The organism is Kiloniellales bacterium (assembly GCA_030064845.1).
Taxonomy (GTDB): domain Bacteria; phylum Pseudomonadota; class Alphaproteobacteria; order Kiloniellales; family JAKSDN01; genus JASJEC01.
Genome location: JASJEC010000076.1, coordinates 1 through 19,142, shown reverse-complemented (window position 1 = coordinate 19,142; position 19,142 = coordinate 1). Strand labels below are relative to the sequence as shown.

The following is a 19,142-nucleotide window of genomic DNA, read 5'->3' as shown; positions in this document are numbered from 1 at the left end:
CGGATGATCTCGGCGTAGATCCGCGGATCCTCGATCTCGTCGGCGGCGGCCCCGGCGTAGTGATCGGCCGTGACGTTGCGGATGCAGTTCCCGCTGGTCTGGATGGCGTGCATCTCGACGGTCGCCAGCTCGGCGAGCAGGTCGGGCACCTCCTCCAGCTTGGGCCAGTTGTACTGGATGTTCTGGCGCGTGGTGAAATGCCCGTAGCCCTTGTCGTACTTGCGCGCCACGTGGCCGAGCATGCGCAGCTGCCGCGAGGAGAGCGTGCCGTAGGGGATCGCGACTCTCAGCATGTAGGCGTGGAGCTGCAGATAGAGGCCGTTCATGAGCCTGAGCGGCTTGAAGGCATCCTCGTCGATCTCGCCCGAAACCCGCCGCTGGACCTGGTCGCGGAACTGCTCGACCCGCTCGGCGACAAGGGTCTGGTCGAACTCGTCGTAACGGTACATGGCAATTAGCTCCCCTGCGCGGCCGGAACGGCCTGCTTGCCCAGGTCCAGCCGGACCGAAGGACCCTTGGCGCGGATGATCTCGCGCTGGCCGAGCGGCTCGACCCCGTAACCGTCGCGCCGGACGGCGATCAGGTAGGGATCGACCACCTGGTGCGCCGCGACGCGCGCCGCCCCGAGCGTGAGCAGCTCCAGCGCGCGCGCCTCGCTGTCGGCGACCTCGCCGTCTTCCAGCCACTCCGACCAGCCGCCGGCGCGCGTCAGGTAGACCACGGCGCCGTCGTCGAGCCGGTTGGCGGTGAGGATGGTGTCGGGCTTTGGCTTCGCGGCCATAATGAACTCCCTTGCTTCGCTAGACGGCGACGGCTCTGAGGGCCGCGGTTTCCGGCTGCACCTGTCCCTGCCCGGCCAGGCGCACGACCTCGCCAACGACGATCAGCGCCGGCCCCTCGATGGCCCGATCCCGGAGCAGCGCTTCGAGGTCCCCAAGACGGCCGAAAGCGCGTTTTTCCTCGGGCCGGGTGCCGTTCTCGATCACGGCGACCGGCGTGCCCGGCTCGAGCCCGTGTTCGATCAGGCGCCGGGAGATCACGCCGGCGGTCGAGAGACCCATGTAGATCGCCAGTGTCTGCCCGGCGGAGGCCAGCCCGGCCCAGTCGAGCTCCGGCTCGCCCGCGCTGCCGTGCCCGGTGACGAAGGTCACCGCGTGGGCCGCCTCGCGGTGGGTCAGAGGAATGCCCGCTGCCGCGGCGCACCCGGCGGCCGCGGTAATGCCGGGCACCACCTCGACCGCGATGCCCCGTGCCGTGAGGTAGGCTTGCTCCTCGCCGCCGCGGCCAAAGATGAAAGGGTCGCCGCCCTTGAGCCGGACCACGTCGTGGCCGGCCTGGGCGTGGCGCAGCAGGAGCGCGTTGATCTCGTCCTGGGTCTTGCTGTGGTGGCCCTTGGCCTTGCCGACCGGCACCAGCTCGGCGTCGCGCCGGGCGAGATCGAGGATCGCCGGCGCGACCAGCCGGTCGTAGAGGATGACATCGGCGCGCTGCAGGGCGCGCAGCGCCTTGAGGGTCAGGAGATCGGGATCGCCGGGGCCGGCGCCGACCAGCTGGACCCTGCCGGCTGCCGTCGCGCCGCCGCGGTTGACCAGAGAGATCATCGCCTCGCGGGCGCGCCCTTCCTCGCCGCCTTGCACCAGGCCGGCGATCGGGCCGTCGAAGAAGTCCTCCCAGAAGCGCCGCCTCTGGGCGAAGTCGCGGATGTTGGCCGCGACCGCGCCGCGAAAGCTCTCGGCGAAGCGGGCCAGGCGCCCGAGTCCGGCTGGCAGCAGTGCCTCGAGGCGCTCGCGCAGCCGGCGCGCCAGAACCGGCGAGGCGCCGCCGCTGGAGATGGCGACCACGAGGGGGTCGCGGTCGACGATCGCCGGGAAGACGAAGCTGCAAAGCTCGCTTCGGTCGACCACGTTGACCGGGACGCCGGCACGGCGCGCCGCCTCGGCGACCCGCTCATCGACCGCCGCCGACCCGGTCGCCGAGATCGCCAGGGCGCGGCCGGACAGATCCCCGTCGACGAAGCCGCGCGCGGTCCAGGCGATCTCGCTGGCCGCCCGGCGCGCCTCGAGATCCGCGCCAAGTCGGGGCGCGACCACGGTGACGGCCGCGCCGGCGGCCAGCAGCGGGCGGACCTTGCGCGCCGCCAGCGCGCCGCCGCCGACCACCAGGCAGGAGCGGCCCTTGAGATCCATGAAGGCGGGAAAGTACCTCATGGCCGGCCGCCTATCCGGCGAAAGCCCTTCGCGCGCAGGGTCGGGCCGCGGCGCAGGGAGTCTTCCGATGCTTTTGGGTGGGTTGGGGAGTCGGTGGTGGCGTATCGTCCCATGGGAACCTCCAGGTGGTCTCACACCGGGCCCACGGGATCACTTCCCGTGGCGCTTTAGCGATTGAAGACGCGGTCGCAAGCTGCCCAATCAAATCCCGCGGGTCCCTGCGAGGCCGGGACCAGAGCCAAAAAAAACCGCCTCCGAACGGCGCGGGGGCGGTTTCCTGCTCCCGTCGCTTTAGCTCAACTTCTCATGCGCCCGCAAGCTGACGGCTCAAAGAGGCGCAAGACGATCCCACAACAGGGATGTGATCCTGTCAACAAAATACATCATAAGATCGGAGAATATTTCTTATTCCACTGTTTCTTAATGTTAAATCCCAGACGGACGATGGCCGAGTTGGACTGTTCGGGATGCAGCTGGCACCCGTCGCTCGCCTTGGCCCGGCGTTCGGCGAGGTGCGAAGCCGCCGTCGGTCTCGAGAAGGGTGATACCCCGCGTGTCGCCGAGTTCAGCGCTCGGCGAGATCGTGGGCGCTATGCGGGTCCATCAGCGTGTAGGTCACGGCGTCGCCGTACTCGTAGAAGCGCAGGCGCACCCAGTCTCCCCGGTCATCGAACCAGATCTCCCGGTCGTGATCGCCGCTCATCCGGTACTTCGTCGTCTCGATCGCACGGCCATCGATGATCAGCGTCTCGGGGCCGATCTCGGTCACGGCGACTTCCAGGAGCTCGCCGGTGGTCGTGTGCATCAGCACCTCGGCGTCGACGATCGCCCGGTTCCAGGGGTGGGTCGGGAAGACGCCCAGCGCGGCCATGCGCCGGCCTGACGGGCCCGCGATTATCAAACCGTCTTGGGCCGCTTCGGCGGTCACGCGAATATCGGTTCCGTCGTCGTGGGTGTCGCTCTCATAGGCAATCATACGGCCGTCGCGCCAGACCTCGCGGCGCTTGGCGGCATAGCGGAAGACGGTCATGCTGAAGAACTCGACGGCGATCTCGCTGTCGACGTCGACCACCAGGTTCGCGCCCTTCCGGGAGAAGGTCAGCCGATGCGTCCCGAGGAGGCCGTGCTCTTCATGGTCGACCCGATAGGTCATGGTGCCGCCCGGATTCGGCGTGGCGTCGACGCCGTCAACGCCAGCCAGCACTGCGAGCAGCGCGAGACCGGCGGCACGCGGCGCCATCGACCTGAAGGTTCTGGACAGCCTCTCGGCCATTGTCTTCGCGATCCCGTGCGAATGCGCTTTCGACGGGCATCACGATAGGGGCGAATGATTAACGATCGGCGAGTCCGGGAACCGGCGGAACCGAAGCCTGGTGTGAAGGGGTCACGGCGCGACCGGAGACGCTAAAGGCGACCGGTGCTGCTGAGGGTGGGCGAAGAAGACGGCCGCATGATCTCTTCCAGGGTGAAGGTCACCGCCTTGCCGTCGGCGTAGAGCCGCAACTGGAGCAGGTTGCCCGCATCGTCGAACCAGATCTCCCGCCTGGTATCGCCCGTGATCCTGTGTTTCCGGGCCCTGATCAGACGTCCGCCGGCTTGGATCGTCTCGCGCCCGGCCTCGACCGTCTCGATGTTGAGCAGGCGCCCTGTCTTGGTGTCCATCACCAGGCTCTGCCCGAGGAACGCGGGGTTCCAAGGATGGGTGGGAAAGGTGCCCGCCGGCGCCTCGATACGGCCTTCGGGACCGTCGATGACCAGCTTCTCTCCTTCGAGCCGGGCGGAAACCAGGATATCCGTGCCGTCGTCGTGCGTGCGGCTTTCGTAAGCGATCATACGGCCGTCGCGCCAGACCTCGCGTCGTTCGGCCTGGAACCGGAAAGCCGTGATGAAGAAGATCTCGACCGTGATCAGGTTGTCGACCGAGACGACGAGATCCTCGCCTTCCCGGGAGAAAGAGACCCGGTGTTCGCCGACGTCCCCATGCTCCTCGTGATGGATGCCGAAGACCACGCTGGTGCCCGCGGGCGGAACGGCCAGTGCCGCTTGACCGAGGCACATCGTGGCGGCGACAAGGCCGAGCGACAGGCCCTGTCGGACGGCGCGCGCCATCCGCGACAGTGGGTTCCTCAAAAGGCTTCCTCCTCGAGGGCCATGAGCGTGGATTTTCCGGCCATGACGCCTTGGTAGAGGCCGGAGGACTGAGGCAGCAGTCGTGCCATATAGAACCGCGCCGTGTCCAGCTTCGCCCGGTAGAAGCTGGCGTCCCGCGGCGCGGTTTCGGCGGCGCCGTTGAGCCGCGACAACGCGACCCGCGCCATCCGGGCCCACATAAAGGCCAGCGCCGTAAGAGCGAAGAGCCGCAGGTAGTCGCTGGCCGCGGCGCCCGCCTCCTCGGGGTCGGCGAGCCCTCGCTGAGCGACCTGGAGGGTCGCCTGCTGGAGGCGCGAAAAGACCTTGGCGAGGGGCAGCACGAACTCCGCCATTTCGGCGTTTTCCTGCTCCGCCTCGATGAAGGCCGCGACGGGATGGAAGAAGCGTCGCAGCGGCCGGCCCAGGTTCTGGCCCAGCTTGCGGCCGACCAGGTCGAGCGCCTGGATCCCGTTCGTTCCTTCGTAGATCTGGGCGATGCGGGCGTCGCGCACCAGCTGCTCCATACCCCATTCGTGGATGTAGCCGTGGCCGCCCAGGATCTGCACGCCCAGGTTCGTGGCGTCGAAGCCGTAGTCGGTGAAGAAGGCCTTGATGATCGGCGTCAGGAGCGCAACCAGGTCGTCGGCTTCCTGGCGGACCGCCGGGTCGGGGTGCTTCTCCGCGAGGTCGACCGCGAAGCCGCACCAGAGCGCGAGCGCCCGCGAGCCCTCGTTGTAGGCCCGCATGGTCAGCAAATTCTTCCGCACGTCGGGGTGGACGATGATCGGGTCGGCCGCCTTCTCCGGGTGCTTGGGGCCCGCGAGCGAACGGCCTTGCAGCCGCTCCTTGGCGTAGGCGGCCGCTGACTGATAGGCGGTCTCGGCGAGGCCCAGACCCTGCATGCCAACCGCCAGGCGCGCCGTGTTCATCATCGTGAACATGTAGCGCATACCCTTATGGGGCTCGCCGACCAGGGTGCCCTCGGCCTCGTCGAAGTTCATCACGCAGGTCGCCGAGGCCTTGATGCCCATCTTGTGCTCGATCGAGCCGCAGGCGACGCCGTTGCGCGGGCCCAGGCTGCCGTCGTCCTTGACCAGGAACTTGGGCACGATGAAGAGCGAGATGCCGCGTACGCCCGGCGGGGCGTCGGGCAGCTTGGCCAGCACCAGATGCACGATGTTGTCGGTCAGGTCGTGCTCGCCGGCCGAGATGAAGATCTTGGTGCCGGTGATCTTGTAGCTGCCGTTGCCGTTGGGCACGGCCTTGGTCTTGATCAGGCCGAGGTCGGTGCCGCAGTGCGGCTCGGTCAGGCACATGGTGCCCGACCAGGTGCCGTCGGTCAGCTTGGGCAGGAAGCGCCGCTTCTGCTCATCGTCGCCGTGCAGCACCAGGGCGTTGTAGGCGCCGTGGCTCAAGCCCGGGTACATGCCGAAGCTGAGGTTGGTCGAGCAGACCAGCTCGTCCACGATGAACTGGAGGGTCTTGGGCAGACCCTGGCCGCCGTACTCGGGATCGCAGGAAAGGCCGGTCCAGCCACCGGCGGCGAAGGCCGCGTAGGCCTCCTTGAAGCCGGTCGGCGTGCGGACCACGCCGTTCTCGAAGACGCAGCCCTCCTTGTCGCCGGACAGATTGATCGGCAGCAGCTCGGATTCGCAGAACTTGGCGCCCTCCTCGAGGATCGCCTCAAGCATCTCGACGGTCGCCTCCTCGTAGCCGGGCAACGTGGAGATCTGTTCCTCGTAGTCGAGGACCTCGTTCAGCAGGAAACTGATGTCGTCCAGCGGGGCGGCGTAGGTCACCATGATCGGATCCTCAATTGCGCAGCGGCTTGCCGGTTTCCAGGGTGTGCTCCATGCGGGCCAGGGTCGGCTCGGTGCGCACCAGGCGCATGAAAGCGGCCCGCTCCAGGGCCAGGATGTCCTTCTCGCTGACCGGCTCGGTCATGTCCGCGCCGGGACCGCCGCTCAACACCTCGGCCAGCGCGTCGGCCACGGTCTCGTCGTGCGGCGTCGCCACGCCCTTGGCGCGCAGGTCCCGGACCGCGAACTGCAGCGAGGTGCGCCCGGTCGGCCCGGGCAGGGCGAGCTCGGGCGGCTCGGGCGGCTGGTAGTCCGCCGCCAGTTCCAGGGCCTTGGCCTTGGCGTCGGCCATCAAGCGGTCCCGGTTGAAGGTGATGCCGTCCTCGGCCCTGATAAACCCGAGCTCCTTGGCCTCGAAGGCGGACTTGGCGACCTTGGCCATGCCGATGGTCTCGAAGGCGGCGGCGACCGGCGGCATGGGGCCGCGCGGCCGTTTCGGGTCGGTCGCCAGGCGGGCGAGCAGCTCGGCGCAGCCGCCCCAGCCCGGAATCACGCCGACTCCGGCCTCGACCAGGCCGATGTAGCTCTCGGCGTGGGCCTGGACCGCGTCGGCGGCGAGCAGGATCTCGCAGCCGCCGCCGAGCGCCAGGCCGGAGGGCGCGGCGACCACCGGGAAGGGCGCGTACTTGAGGCCTCGGATCGCCTTCTGGCCGCCCTCGAGCATCCCTTCGATCAGCGGCCAGGAGCCGACGTTGGCGGCGAAGAGCGCGAGGCCCAGGTTGGCGCCGGCGGAGAACTGGCTGCCCTCGTTGTAGATCAGCAGGGCCTTCCACTCCTCGCTCTTGGCGATCAGCCGGGTCGCCTTCTCGATCACCTGGATCACGTCGGGGTCCAGAGTGTTGAGCTTGGTGTGGACCTCGAGGCAGACCACCCCGTCGCCGACATCCCACAGGCTCGCGGAGCCGGTCTTGGCGAGCGGCTCGCCCGCGCGCTTGACCTCGGCCAGGGTGATCACGCCCTCTTCCCGCGGCGGCTCGGCGTAGCTCCCGTCGGTCTGGAGATAGAGCTCGCGCCCCTCCTCGACCTTGTAGAAGCCCCCGGACTCGGCCGCCCTGGCGAGCAGCGGCGGGACCTTCGATCCTTCGGACGCCAGGCGCTCGGCGAAGTCCTTGGCACCCAGCTTGTCGATCAGCTCGAAGGGCCCGAATTTCCAGTTGTAGCCGAGCTTCATGGCACGATCGACGTCGGTAATCCGCTCGGCGATCTCGGGCACCAGGGAGGCGGCGTAGGCGAGCGTCTGGGAGAGCACCCGCCAGGCGTATTGCCCGCCCCGGTCCTGGTGGGCGACCAGGGCTTTCAGGCCGCCGTGCCGCGAGGCCGTCAGGCTCTCCAGGGCGGCCTTGCCGGCCGTGGCGTAGGCGCCGGTCTCCAGGTCGATGGCCTCCTTGACCCGGCCGCCGCCCTCCGTGTTGAGGCGGTAGAAGCCGCCCTTGCCCTTGCGGCCGGTGTAGCCGGTCTTGATCAGCTTCTCGACCAGGGGGAAATCGCGGCGGATCGCCTGATAGGCGTCCGCTTCGGGCAGGCTCGCGGCGAGGCTGCCGTCGACCTTGGGCATGAGGTCGATGCCGACCAGGTCCATCAGCGCGAAGACGCCGGTCTTGGGGATGCCCACCGGGCGGCCCATGACGGCGTCGGCCTCCTCGACGCTGAGACCGAGGTCGCGCGCGCCGTTGACCGCCGACTGGATCCAGAAGGTACCGATCCGGTTGGCGACGAAGCCCGGGGTGTCGTTGCACAGGACCACGCCCTTGCCGAGCCGCCGGTCGGCGAAATCGCCGATCGTCGCCAGCACCTCGGGCCGGGACTTCGGCCCGGCGACGATCTCGAGCAGGCGCATGTAGCGCGGCGGATTGAAGAAGTGGGTGATCAGGAAGTCCTTGGCGAAGGTCGCGCTCTGCCCCTCGACCAGCTTGGCGAGCGGCAGGGTCGAGGTGTTCGACGAGACGATGCCGCCCTTCTTCCGGTGCTTGTCGAGAGTCTTGTAGAGCTTGCGCTTGATCTCCAGGTCCTCGACCACGACCTCGACGATCCAGTCGACCGACCCCAGTTTTTCCAGGTCGTCCTCCAGGTTGCCCGGCGTCACGAGGCGCGCCGCCCGCTTGGTCATGAAAGGCGCCGGATCGGCTTTCAGCATCTTCTGGATGGCGCCCTCGGCGAGCTGGTTACGGCTCTTGGCGCCCTCCGGCACGATGTCGAGCAGCAGGACCGGCACACCCGCGTTGGCGAGGTGCGCGGCGATCCCGGCGCCCATGACGCCGGCGCCGATGACGGCAGCCGAGTCGATTTTCGTCGCGCCGGCGGTCATCAGGCGGCCTCCAGGACCGTGGCGATGCCCTGGCCGCCGCCGATGCACTGGGTGGCCAGCGCGTACTTCTTGCCTTCGCGCTGGAGCAGCTGTGCGGCCTTGCCGGTGATGCGCGCACCGGTCGCGCCCAGGGGATGGCCGAGGGCGATGGCGCCGCCGTCCAGGTTGATGCGCGCGGGATCGAGCTTGAGCTCGTCAAGGCAGGCGAGCGCCTGGGCGGCGAAGGCCTCGTTCAGCTCGACGACGTCGATATCCTTGGCGGAAAGGCCGGCGCGCTCCAGGGCCTTGGTGCTGGCGGCGACCGGCCCCATGCCCATGATCTCCGGCGCGCAGCCCGCGACCGCCACCGACTTGAGGCGCGCCAGGATCTCCAGGCCGCGCTCCTTGGCGAAGTCCTCGCTGGTCACCAGCACCGCCGAGGCGCCGTCGGTCAGCGGCGAGGAGGTGCCGGCGGTCACCGAGCCGTCGACCTTGAAGGCCGGGTTGAGGCCGGCCAGGGCCTCGGCCGAGGTGTCCGGCCGGATGCAGCCGTCCTCCGCCACCACGTGGTTGCCGTGGCGGATCTCGACGATCTCGTCCTTGAGCTTGCCGGCCTGGCGGGCGGCCGCCGCCTTGACGTGGCTCTCGACAGCCAGTTCCTCCTGGCGCTCGCGGCCGATCTTGTATTTGGCGGCGACGTTCTCGGCGGTCTCGCCCATGGAGATGTAGGCCTGCGGGTAGCGCTCGCTGAGGCCCGGGTGCAGCATCGGGTTGTATCCGCCCATCGGCACGCGGGTCATCGATTCGACGCCGGCGCAGATGAAGGCCTCGCCCGCCGCCATCTGTATCGAGCCGGCGGCGATGTGTATCGAGTTCATCGAGGAGCCGCAGAAGCGGTTGACCGTGGCGCCGGCCACGGAAAGCGGCAGATCCGCCAGGAAGCCGATCAGGCGCGCCACGTTCAGCCCCTGCTCGCCTTCCGGCATGGCGCAGCCGACGATCAGGTCCTCGATCTCGGCCGGATCGACCTTGGTCTTCTCCAGCAGCCCACGGACCACCTGGGCGGCCATCTCGTCCGGGCGGACCTTGGTCAGCTCGCCCTTGCTCGCGAAGTGAAAGGGCGAGCGGGCGTAGCCCGCGATCACGACGTTCCTATGCATGGATCTTCACTCCACTCGGGTTGCTTCGGGTGCCGGTTCGGAGGCCTCTCCGGCCGCGGTCTCCAAATGGCGGCGCGCCGCCAGCTCGATGTCCTTGAGCTCCGCCAGGGTGGCGTCGATGTCGTCGCGCTGCCTTTCTAGCGCGGTGATCCTTTCCCGGGCCTTATCGAGCAGGACCCTCATCTGCGCCCCCTGGCTCGGATCGGCATCGTAGAGATCGAGCCACTCGGCGATCTCCCGCAAGGAGAAGCCGAGGCGCTTGCCGCGCAGGATCAGCGCCAGCCGGCCGCGGTCCCGGTGGCTGTAGACCCGTGTCTGGCCCGCCCGCTGGGGCGTGACCAGGCCTTTGTCCTCGTAGAAACGCAAGGTCCGGGGCGTGGTGCCCAGGGCCTCGGCCAGCTCCGTGACGCTGTAGAGTTGCTTCATCGCAGGTCCTCGCCTGGCGAGGATATAGCGATCTGAAACCACTACGTCAATAAGTTAACGTTTAGGTAAACTTGTCTCGATCCCGGCGGTTCATGGGCGGGCGGCGGCGGCCCGCTTGGCCCGCTCTTCCTCGATCAGCGCCTTCTTGGAGAGCTTGCCAACCTGGGTCTTGGGCAGCTCGGCGCGGAATTCGATGTGCTCCGGCAGCTCGATCTTCGACAGCTTGTCGGCCAGGAAGTCGAGCAGTTCCTCCGCCGTCAGCCGGGCGCCGTCCTTCAGCCGGATGAAGGCCTTGGGCGCCTCTCCCCGGTAGTCGTCCGGCACGCCGCAGACGATGACCTCGGCGACCGCCTCGTGCCGATAGATGGCCTCCTCGACCACCCGCGGGTAGACATTGAAACCGCTGCACAAGATCAGGTCCTTGATACGGTCGATCAGGTAGGCGTAGCCGTCCCGGTCGAGATAGCCGACATCGCCGGTGCGCAAGGCGCCGTCGATCATCACGGCCTCGGTAGCTTCCCGGTTCCGCCAGTATCCCGCCATCACCTGCGGCCCGCGTACGCAGATCTCGCCCTTCTCGCCCTGCGCCAGCAGACGCTCCGGCCGCTCCGGATCGCGCACCTCGATGGTCGTCTGCGGCAAGGGCAGGCCGATCGAGCCTTCCTTTGGGGCGTCCAGGGGATTGCAGGTCGCGACAGGCGACGTCTCGCTCAGGCCGTAGCCCTCGACCAGCCGGCAGCCGGTCAAACGCTCGAACGCGCGCTTGACCTCCACCGGCAGCGGCGCGCCGCCGGAGAAGCAGTACTTCAGCGAAGAGAGGTCGTGATTATCCAGGTCCGGATGCTGGTTGATCGCGTTGTAGACCGTCGGCACGCCTGGGAAGAGCGTGATCTTCTTCCTGTCGATGACGCGCAGGGCCTGATCGAGGTCGAAACGCGGCGCCAGGACCATCTCGGCCGCGCCGAGGACCCCCAGGTTCATCACGCTGGTCATGGCGAAGACGTGGAACAGGGGCAGCACGCCGTAGATCCGCTCGCCGCCCGCCGCCAGCCCCGGAAACCACGCCGCCACCTGCCGCGCATTGATGGCGATGTTGGCGTGGGTCAGCATGGCGCCCTTGGGGATGCCGGTGGTCCCGCCGGTGTACTGCAGAACGGCGACGTGTTCGCGCGACCGGATCGCCACAGGAGCGACCGCGCCGTCGTTGTCGGTCAGATCGTCGAACCGCAGGTAGCGGCCGTCCCGGGGCACCCGGGCGATATCGGACCGGCGGACGAAGGGATAGAGGTAGTTCTTGGGAAACGGCAGGATGTCCGCCATGGAGCAGACGACGATCTTCTCGAGCGCCTTGCTGTCGAGCACCGCAGCGGCCTTGGGCAGAAGCGAAATGACGTCGAGGGTCACCAGGATGCTAGTCTGCGAGTCCAGGACCTGGCGCTCGATCTCCTCGGCGACGTAGAGCGGGTTGAAGTTCACGACCGTCCCGCCGGCCTTGAGTACGGCGTAGAAACAGATCACGAAGTACGGCGTGTTGGGCAACAGCAGGCCGACGTTGCTGCCGGGGCCTACGCCCAAAGCCTGGAAGCCCCGAGCGGCGCGATCGACCAGGACGCCGATCTCCCGGTAGCTGTAGCCCTTGCCGAGAAAGTCGACGCAGGGACGATCGCCGAACTGCGCGACCGAGCGCTCCAGGACCTCCGGCAGAGGTTCGTCCGGAATGGCGGCGGCCCAGTCGACGTCGCCGGGATAGCTGCTCAACCAAGGCTGGTGGGGAGGTGCGGCCGAGTCCACTCTAGCGCTGGCTCCTGGGCTACGGTCTTAACGGCAGGGATGCGGGGCGCCGGCCGGTCCGCTCGAGATGCGGCGAACGCGCGGCCCCGAACGTCGAACCCATGGTAGCAAGCCCTGCCGGCGAGAGAAACCGGCGCGGCCGGTTCGACGGACCTGCAACGCGCTCGTGCTCGACTCAAAAACGCAGGCGCGCCTGGATCGAGATGATATCGATCTCGGTCTCGTAGGTGCCCGAGAAGTTGCCACGGGCCGCGTTTCCCTCGTCGCTCGCCCTGAGGTCGATGTCGGCGTCGGGCAGAAAGATGTGGGTGTAGGCGAAGTCGACCGAGAACCAATTGGTCGGCTCGTAGCCCAGGCCGAAGGAGATCCAATAGCGGTCCTCGTCCGGAATGCGCGGCGTCCTGGTCGCGTCGGGCACCGGCGACTCGTCATAGGCGACACCGAGCCGAACCGAGAGGCCCTCGACCAGGTCGGGGCGGTAGACCGTGCCGAGACCGAAGAACCAGGTATCGTCCCAGCTCTCATCGGTGACGCTGTCCGGCTGATTGGGATTCTCGAACTGGATCCGCAGCTCGTCGAAGCGGCTCCAATTGGTCCACTCCGCCTGGCCCATGACCGCCCACTCCCGGCTGAAATCGTAGTGCAGCCCGAAGCTGACCGATTCCGGCAGCTCGAGGTCAGCCGTGGCATCGCTATCCCGGTTCAGGCCCGCCACCTGCAGGGCCGTGCCGGTGGCGGAACCTCTGGTGTCGAACTCGGTATTGCCGGTGATATTGAAATCGACGTGAGAACGATAGCCGACGCCGAATCTGAGACCTTCCAGCGCCGGCGCGAAGGCGCCCGGCTCGATCATCAGGCCTGCACTGCCCCCGAGACCGAAATCGTCGCCTTCCAACTCGGCGAACCCGTCCTCCTGCGTAGGCATGGCACCGGGAATGCCGAAGGTGGCGCCGATCGTGCCCTGGTCGATCGCGTTGTTCAGCTTGGCGTCGGCATAGACAAAGCGGGGTCCGCCGCCGATCGACACGCCGGGTATGGGCCGGATAGCCAGCATCGGATTGATGTCGACGGTCAGGAGCTCGGATTCGAGGGCGTGGTATCGGCCGATCCAGCCATCGGCATTATCGGTCTTGAGGCCGAAGGGCGCGCTGATCGCCAGCCCGAGCTTGACCTCGTCGGTGAGGGAAACCATGCCGTAAAAGGACGGCACGACGGCGTCCGTACCGATCTCGTCGTCCCCGTCGAACTGAATGGTCGGCGTGATCGGAGTGCCGAAGGCATTGCTCGCCTCGCCACCCTTGAACTCGGAGTTCGGCGAGATATAGCTGACCGAGGTCACGACCTGCTGGCCGTCGTGGAAGGTCAGGCTGGCCGGATTGAAGAAGCTGAAGCTGATGTCCTCCACGCCGGTCGGCGCCGACGCGAAGGAGGTTCCCTGGGCCGTCGTGCTCTGCTCCCGGATCGCGAAGCCCGAAGCCTCGGCCGACTCCAAGGTCACTCCGAAGGCGGCCGCAAGTATCGCACCGCACGTGCACCCGTGCCGCAAGAACGGCGATTTCATGCCTGTTACCCCCGCTTAGTCCCCGCACCTGCCGCGCGGTTGTTCTTTTTCGACTCTCATTCGAGCCTATGGCAGGTAGAAAAAACAAACCAGAAAATTGTACTGTTTGTCTTAACTCCCCAGCACCAATCCGCCTTTTTCATTTGCATTCACTTCGCCCGCTACAACGCCCGGGTGTAGTCCGGTCGACCGGGCAGTCGGGAAGGAGCGGCCGACGCGGTCCCGACGGACCGCGCAGTTCGGATTTGGCGGCCCGACCGAATCTGTGCCATCAGACACGATGGACTGGGGTCTGCCCCACCGCGGGAGCCTTCGATGAACGTTGTTTTCTTCGCCATTGTTCTGATCGCCTTCGTGACCGCCGCCGTGCGCCAGCTGACCTGGAGCCCGGAGACCCCCGATGCTGAGTCGCCCATGTCGCTCTTGTCCAAGGGCGCGATCGAGGCGGCCGGCTCCTCGGTCACCTTGGCGATCGGCCTGGTCGGCGTCATGGCGCTTTTTCTCGGGCTCATGAAGGTGGCGGAAGCCGGTGGCCTCCTGGTCATCATCGCCCGCACGGTGCGCCCCTTGATGGTCCGGCTGTTCCCCGAAGTGCCGGCGGACCATCCGGCCATGGGAGCGATGATCCTGAACATCTCGGCCAACGCGCTCGGGCTGGGCAACGCGGCCACGCCTTTCGGCATCCGGGCCATGCAGGAGCTGGACAAGCTCAATCCCCACAAGGGCACGGCGAGCAATGCCATGGCCCTGTTCCTGGCGATCAACACCTCGAGCGTCACCCTGCTGCCGACCGGCGTGATCGCTCTGCGCGCCGCGGCCGGATCCGAGGACCCGGCGGGCATCGTGCCGACCACCCTTTTCGCGACGATCTGCTCGACCGCGGTCGCCATCACCTCGGCGAAGCTCTATCAGCGGCTCTGGGCCGCGCCTCCAGCGGAGCCGGCGGCATCACCGGACGGGGAGACCGCCTCGCCGTCCGACGAGGAGGCCCTCGCGGAGACTCCGAGCGAGGCTTATCCGACCTGGGTTTCGTTCTGTGTCCTCGGCGGGATCGCCGGCCTGGTGCCGCTGACGGTGCTCTACGGCCGCACCATCGCCCCCTGGATCATTCCCGGCCTGATCACCGGACTGCTCGCCTTCGGCGTTGCTCGCCGGGTCGCCGTCTACGAGGTCTTCGTCGAGGGCGCCAAGGAAGGCTTCCAGGTGGCGCTGCGCATCATCCCCTACCTTGTCGCCATCCTGGTGGCCGTCGCGATGTTCCGCGCCAGCGGCGCCCTGGAGGCCGTGGTCACGACCGTGGGCAAGGTGACCACCGGCTTCGGCCTTCCCGCCGAGGCGCTCCCCATGGCCCTGCTGAGGCCGCTCTCGGGTTCCGGCGCCTTCGGCATCCTGACCGCGACCATCAACGATCCGGCGATCGGCCCGGACAGCTATACGGGATATCTGGTCTCGACGCTCCAGGGGTCGACCGAGACCACCTTCTACGTGCTGGCGGTCTACTTCGGCGCGGTCCAGGTCCGGCGGATCCGCCACGCCCTAGCGGCCGGCCTCACCGCCGACTTCGCCGGCATCGTCGCCGCCGTGGCGATCTGCTGGTATCTGTTCAGCGGCTAGAAGACCCTAGAGCGGATCATGTTTGGTCGGAACCACCTCATGGTTCCGGCGGAACATGTGAATCCGCTCGAAAGCTTAGAGTTAGAGCAGATTCACGCGATTGAATGGATCGCCCCGGGCGAGTCCATTCGATCGCGATCTGCTCTAGCCGGCCAGAACCTGGGCCATCCTGGTCTTGGCGGCAGGGTCAAGGTCGATGAAGGCACCGACCAGCTTGCGGGACTCCTGGTCGACCCGTATCAGCTTGGCCCTGCAGGAAAAGCTGAGCGGTTTGCCCTTGAAGGCCAGATTGCAGGACACCTGGAGTTCCTCGCCGGCCCGCCTGGGGCCGCGATAGTCTCGCGCCAGGAAGCCGGTATAGCTCCAGCTTTCCAGATCGAGCTTCTGGTCGTCGATCTGGATCGAGCCGTCGGTGCCGCGCTCCGGAGCGCAGGCCGGGGCCGGCTCCTCCCTCTTCGACCCGCGTAGTAGGTTCAGCATGGCTGCCCCCGGTTCGGTATCGCGCAAGGGATGTCGAGACCCTGCGCCCCATACAACCTTGCCGGGCCAACCTTAAAAAATCGCCGATTCTCTCAAGAAATTTGCAATGAAATTGTTCGTTCTGTGACCGCGCCGTGACCAGCGGGCGGACTCGCGGTCCTAAGCCTCTGTTAACCAGAAAGCTTTAGTCGCTTAAGGCAGGATGGACACGCCAGCCAGAAACAGCCGCGGCGCCCCCGACAGGCGCGCGCGCCACCGCCTGAAACTCTCCGAGAACGCCGCCATCAGCCTGATCTGCGGTGAGCGGCGCCTCGCCTGCCGGGTCGCCAATCTCTCACTGTCGGGCCTGGGCCTCGACTTCGCGGGCGAGCCGCCGGAACTCGGCGCGGTCGCGCTGCAGCACGCGACCGCGGGGCGGCTCGAGGGGCGCGTGGTCTGGACCGGCGGGTCGCGCGCCGGCGTCGAGCTCGAGACGGCGGGATCCGACCTGGAGCGCGCGCTCCAGTGCCTCAACGTGATTAACGCCGCCCGCTGAGCCGAAACCGGGCCCGGATCGGCCGTCGGGCCGTCCGGATGCGACCTTGAAAGCGCCACATTTCAATCCTTTATCATACGAGGGCGCCCGCTCAATGCCGGGGGCGAGCCGACCACGAACAGAAAAAAGAGGCCCTCGATGGCCCGATCGAAGGCGATCGCAGTCGGAACCGCGGCCGGCCAGGCATTCGTTCTGGCTTTCTCGGCCTGCCGCGGGCTCGGCCGGCTCCTCTGGGGCCTGGCGACACGAACCTATCGCAACCCGCTGCTGCGCTCCGTGGCCGCCGGGCTGCGCGACCGCGCTCTGGCTGTGCTGGCCTGGTCCGCGCGGCTGGCCGCGCCGGTAAGCGACGCGCTCTATCGGCGGTTCGGCCGGCAGATCACCGCGGGGCTCTCCGGCACCGCCTTCGTCTGGATGATCGTGATGCCGGACGCGACCCCGCTCTACCGTGGCGTCGACTGGACCAGCGACCTGGACTGCATGGCGATGAACATCTACCACGAGGCGCGCGGCGAGCCCGAGCTCGGCCGGCTCGCGGTCGGTCACGTGGTGATGAACCGGGTCAACGACCCGCGCTTCCCGGGCACCGTGTGCGGCGTGATCATGCAGGGCGGCGCCAAGAAGACCCGAAGCTGCCAGTTCTCCTGGTGGTGCGACGGCCGCAACGACCGGCCGACCGACCAGCGATCCTGGGTCGACAGCCATCAGCTGGCATCCCGCATCTTCGCCGGAACCACCAAGGACCCGACCGGGGGCGCGCTCTGGTACCACGCCGACTACGTCAATCCGTCCTGGCGCAACCAGTTGAAGGCGGGCCCGAAGATCGGCCAGCACCGCTTCTACCTGGCCCCCGAGAAACGCTGATCGCAAAGGCGCCGAGGATCTAATACCCCAGGGCGCAGCCGTCCTTGCGCGGGTCGGAACCGCCGGTCAGCGTGCCCTTCTCCCAGTCGATCTGGATCGCCTGGGCGCCGCCGATCGGCGCGCCCGGCGCGACCAGCCGGTGGCCGAGGCCGCTGAGCGCCGTCTTTACGGCCTCAGGCACGCCCTCTTCGACCTCGATATCGCCCTCCGGCGTCGCCTGGACCCGCGCCAGGTCGATCGCCTCCTGCACGTCGAGGCCGAAGTCGAGCAAATTGCTCAGCAGGTGGGCCTGGCCCTGGGCCTGATAGTGGGCCCCCATGACGCCGAAGGGCATGACCGCCCGTCCGTCCCTGACGAGCATGCCGGGGATGATGGTGTGGTAGGGGCGCTTGCCCGGGGCGATGCAGTTCGGATGACCGGGCTCGACCCTGAAAGACTGTCCGCGGCTGTGCAGCATGACGCCGGTCCGCGGGCTCAGCAGGCCGCTCCCGAAGGAGTTGAACAGCGAGTTGATGAAGCTGACCGCGTTACGGTCCTTGTCGACCACGCAGAGGTAGACCGTGTTGGCGCCGCCCGCGGCCGCCGGCGCCGGCAGGTCGGTCATCGCCTTGTCCGGGCTGATCTGGCCGCGCTGCGCGGCCGCGTAGTCCTCGGACAGCAGCCGTTCCACCGGAACGTCGGCCTGCGCCGGGTCCGCCAGGAAGTCCTCCCGGTCCTGGTGCGCCAGGCGGGCCGCCTCGATCTCGAGGTGCAGACGCTCGGTCGACAGGGGATCCAGGCCGTCGAAATCGAAGCCCGAAAGGATGTTGAGCATCTCGAGCGCGATCATGCCCTGACCGTTGGGCGGGCACTCGAAGACCCGGTGTCCCCGGTAGTCCGTGCTGATCGGCGTGACGTACTCGCCGGCCGTCGCGGCGAAGTCCTCGAGGGTATGAAGACCGCCCAGTTGCCGGAGCAGGCCGACCATGTCCTCGGCGACGGGGCCCTTGTAAAAGCCGTCGGGGCCCTGCTCCGAGATCCGCGAGAGGGTCTCGGCCAGTTCCGGCTGGCGGTGCATGTCGCCCGCCGCCGGCGGGCGGCCGCCCGGCAGAAAGAGACGTTTCGCCGTCGGATCGCGCGACAGGGCCTCTACCTGCGCCGCCGTGTCGAAGGCCACGCGGTCGTGGATCGGGTAGCCGTCGCGGGCGAAGGCGATGGCCGGGGCCAGGAGATCGCCGAGGCTCATGGTGCCGTGATCGGCAACCAGCCGGGCCCAGGCCTCGACCGCGCCCGGCACGGTAACCGCGTGGGGCGTCTGGCGTTCGATGGTCGTGATGCCCTGCTCCAGGAACCACTCGGCGCGCGCCGCCGCGGGGGCGCGGCCCGAGCCGTTGAAGGCGACGATCTGGTCGCCGCCGCCCGGCGCGATAAGCGCGAAGCAATCGCCGCCGATACCGGTCGACTGGGGCTCGACGACGCCCTGCACGGCGCAGGCAGCGACCGCCGCGTCCAGCGCGTTGCCGCCCGTTCGGAGGATGTCGAGGGCGACGGCGGTGGCCAGGGGATGGGAAGTGGCGGCCATCCCGTTGGCGGAGCGGACCGGGGAACGGCCTGGCATCTGGAGGTTTCTCATGGTGCCTAGCTTTAGCGGCGGGGGTCGGCCTTGTCCAACGCCTTGCCCTGGGCGGCCGCCGCCAGGCGGACATAGCGCCCCGGCGAAGTGCCGAGCGTGCGGCGGAACATGGCGATGAAGGCGCTGGGGCTCTCGTAGCCGAGGTCATAGGCCACGGTGGTGACCGCCTGGCCCTCGCCCAGGCGCCCGATTGCGGTGAGCAGCCGCAAGCGTTGGCGCCAGGCCCCGAAGGTGAGCCCGGTCTCGCGGAGAAACAGGCGAGCGAGGGTCCGCTCGCTGGCGCCGGCCACCTGCGCCCAGCCGGCGAGCGGCCGGTCGTCCGCGGGATCGGCCGAGAGCGCATCGGTCACCAGGCGCAGGCGCGGCTCGGCCGGCCGCGGCAGGTGCAAGGGCTCGGCCGGGAGCGCGGCCAGCTCGTCCAGGATCAGCCGCAGGACCCGGGCTTCGGAGGGGGTGACCGGACGGTCCGGGTCGAAGGTCACAGCGCGCAGGATAAGCTCGCGCAGGAGCGGCGAGACCGAGATGACGCAGCAGTCCTCGGGCAGGCCCGCGGTCGCCGAAGGGTGCACATAGAGCGTGCGCATGGCCAGCCCACCGCCCGACGCGACCGCGTGGGTCA

At 68.1% G+C, this 19,142-nt stretch carries 17 protein-coding genes; 3 read left to right on the top strand and 14 right to left on the bottom strand.

Annotation, left to right across the window (positions count from 1 at the left end; all coding sequences use genetic code 11):
• From QNJ67_19715 to QNJ67_19665, 11 genes are all read right to left on the bottom strand, one after another.
• Positions 1 to 449, bottom strand: a 449-nt coding sequence (locus tag QNJ67_19715) for a nitrite/sulfite reductase (protein MDJ0611212.1), incomplete at its 3' end; no start/stop codon positions are given.
• A gap of 5 nt (positions 450 to 454) precedes the next feature.
• Positions 455 to 781 (bottom strand): DUF2849 domain-containing protein, encoded by a 327-nt coding sequence (locus QNJ67_19710; GenBank protein ID MDJ0611211.1) that lies wholly within the window; start codon positions 779 to 781, stop codon positions 455 to 457.
• A gap of 19 nt (positions 782 to 800) precedes the next feature.
• Positions 801 to 2,207 carry a siroheme synthase CysG gene (gene cysG, locus QNJ67_19705; GenBank protein MDJ0611210.1) on the bottom strand — a complete coding sequence of 469 codons (1,407 nt, stop codon included), beginning with the start codon at positions 2,205 to 2,207 and terminating at the stop codon, positions 801 to 803.
• Positions 2,208 to 2,772: 565 nt separating this feature from the next.
• Positions 2,773 to 3,447: a DUF6134 family protein gene (locus tag QNJ67_19700; protein ID MDJ0611209.1), complete on the bottom strand. Its 675-nt coding sequence runs from the start codon at positions 3,445 to 3,447 to the stop codon at positions 2,773 to 2,775.
• A 164-nt stretch (positions 3,448 to 3,611) separates the two neighbouring features.
• Positions 3,612 to 4,316, bottom strand: coding sequence for a DUF6134 family protein (locus tag QNJ67_19695; protein ID MDJ0611208.1), 705 nt, complete (start codon positions 4,314 to 4,316; stop codon positions 3,612 to 3,614).
• Between the two features lie 17 nt (positions 4,317 to 4,333).
• Positions 4,334 to 6,139, bottom strand: a complete 1,806-nt coding sequence (locus QNJ67_19690; protein ID MDJ0611207.1) for an acyl-CoA dehydrogenase C-terminal domain-containing protein — start codon at positions 6,137 to 6,139, stop codon at positions 4,334 to 4,336.
• Between the two features lie 10 nt (positions 6,140 to 6,149).
• Positions 6,150 to 8,501 carry a 3-hydroxyacyl-CoA dehydrogenase NAD-binding domain-containing protein gene (locus tag QNJ67_19685; protein MDJ0611206.1) on the bottom strand — a complete coding sequence of 784 codons (2,352 nt, stop codon included), beginning with the start codon at positions 8,499 to 8,501 and terminating at the stop codon, positions 6,150 to 6,152.
• Entirely contained in the window at positions 8,501 to 9,640 is a 1,140-nt protein-coding gene (locus QNJ67_19680) for a thiolase family protein (GenBank protein ID MDJ0611205.1), read from the bottom strand. The genes QNJ67_19685 and QNJ67_19680 overlap by 1 nt, the downstream gene beginning before the upstream one ends.
• Positions 9,641 to 9,646: 6 nt before the next feature.
• Positions 9,647 to 10,066 carry a MerR family DNA-binding transcriptional regulator gene (locus QNJ67_19675; GenBank protein MDJ0611204.1) on the bottom strand — a complete coding sequence of 140 codons (420 nt, stop codon included), beginning with the start codon at positions 10,064 to 10,066 and terminating at the stop codon, positions 9,647 to 9,649.
• A gap of 90 nt (positions 10,067 to 10,156) precedes the next feature.
• Positions 10,157 to 11,824, bottom strand: coding sequence for a long-chain fatty acid--CoA ligase (locus tag QNJ67_19670; GenBank protein ID MDJ0611203.1), 1,668 nt, complete (start codon positions 11,822 to 11,824; stop codon positions 10,157 to 10,159).
• 208 nt (positions 11,825 to 12,032) lie between these two features.
• The gene (locus tag QNJ67_19665; GenBank protein ID MDJ0611202.1) at positions 12,033 to 13,349 is read right to left on the bottom strand and encodes an outer membrane protein transport protein; all 1,317 of its coding nucleotides are present in this window, start codon (positions 13,347 to 13,349) and stop codon (positions 12,033 to 12,035) included.
• Positions 13,350 to 13,733: 384 nt separating this feature from the next.
• Here QNJ67_19665 and QNJ67_19660 point away from each other — a divergent pair, with 384 nt between their 5' ends.
• Positions 13,734 to 15,032 carry a nucleoside recognition domain-containing protein gene (locus tag QNJ67_19660; GenBank protein ID MDJ0611201.1) on the top strand — a complete coding sequence of 433 codons (1,299 nt, stop codon included), beginning with the start codon at positions 13,734 to 13,736 and terminating at the stop codon, positions 15,030 to 15,032.
• Between the two features lie 144 nt (positions 15,033 to 15,176).
• Here QNJ67_19660 and QNJ67_19655 read toward each other — a convergent pair whose 3' ends face one another.
• Positions 15,177 to 15,512: a hypothetical protein gene (locus QNJ67_19655; protein ID MDJ0611200.1), complete on the bottom strand. Its 336-nt coding sequence runs from the start codon at positions 15,510 to 15,512 to the stop codon at positions 15,177 to 15,179.
• Positions 15,513 to 15,714: 202 nt separating this feature from the next.
• Between QNJ67_19655 and QNJ67_19650 the strand changes: the two genes are divergently transcribed.
• Positions 15,715 to 16,047 carry a PilZ domain-containing protein gene (locus tag QNJ67_19650; protein MDJ0611199.1) on the top strand — a complete coding sequence of 111 codons (333 nt, stop codon included), beginning with the start codon at positions 15,715 to 15,717 and terminating at the stop codon, positions 16,045 to 16,047.
• Between the two features lie 138 nt (positions 16,048 to 16,185).
• Positions 16,186 to 16,911, top strand: a complete 726-nt coding sequence (locus QNJ67_19645; GenBank protein ID MDJ0611198.1) for a cell wall hydrolase — start codon at positions 16,186 to 16,188, stop codon at positions 16,909 to 16,911.
• A 19-nt stretch (positions 16,912 to 16,930) separates the two neighbouring features.
• On the opposite strand, the gene ggt is transcribed toward QNJ67_19645, so the two are convergent.
• Both ggt and QNJ67_19635 read right to left on the bottom strand, forming a co-directional pair.
• Positions 16,931 to 18,523, bottom strand: a complete 1,593-nt coding sequence (ggt, locus tag QNJ67_19640) for a gamma-glutamyltransferase (GenBank protein MDJ0611197.1) — start codon at positions 18,521 to 18,523, stop codon at positions 16,931 to 16,933.
• A gap of 11 nt (positions 18,524 to 18,534) precedes the next feature.
• Positions 18,535 to 19,142 (bottom strand): AraC family transcriptional regulator (locus QNJ67_19635; GenBank protein ID MDJ0611196.1); only part of this gene is annotated, 608 nt, incomplete at its 5' end.